The sequence below is a fragment of the Nocardioides antri genome (assembly GCF_008373765.1).
Classification (GTDB): domain Bacteria; phylum Actinomycetota; class Actinomycetes; order Propionibacteriales; family Nocardioidaceae; genus Nocardioides; species Nocardioides antri.
The window spans coordinates 1-320 of sequence record NZ_VUJW01000232.1; the positions used below are offsets into that span (position 1 = coordinate 1).

A 320-nucleotide genomic window follows, 5' to 3' on the forward strand; every position below is an offset into this window, starting at 1 on the left:
CTGTCGAGACGGCCAGGTCTTAGCAACGCAGGGTCCAATGTATCAGCACGATTTGTCGCCATTATTACTTTAACATTAGTAGTTTGATCAAAACCATCCATTTGGTTGAGGAGTTCAAGTAAAATCCGTTGAACTTCTCTGTCGGCACCAGTTTGGGCGTCAAATCTTTTAGTAGCAATGGCATCAATTTCATCAATGAAAATGATTGCTGGGCTATTCTCTTTGGCAAGACGGAAAACGTCACGCACCATACGGGGTCCTTCTCCTAATTACTTCTGTACAAACTCTGATCCGACGACACGAATGAATGCAGCTGTAGT

1 protein-coding gene is annotated in these 320 nt (G+C 43.8%); it reads right to left on the reverse strand.

The features are described 5' to 3' along the window. Nucleotides 1-251: AAA family ATPase (locus F0U47_RS23090; RefSeq protein WP_281291031.1), on the reverse strand; the 251-nt coding region annotated here is incomplete at its 3' end. Between the last annotated feature and the right edge of the window lie 69 nt (nt 252-320).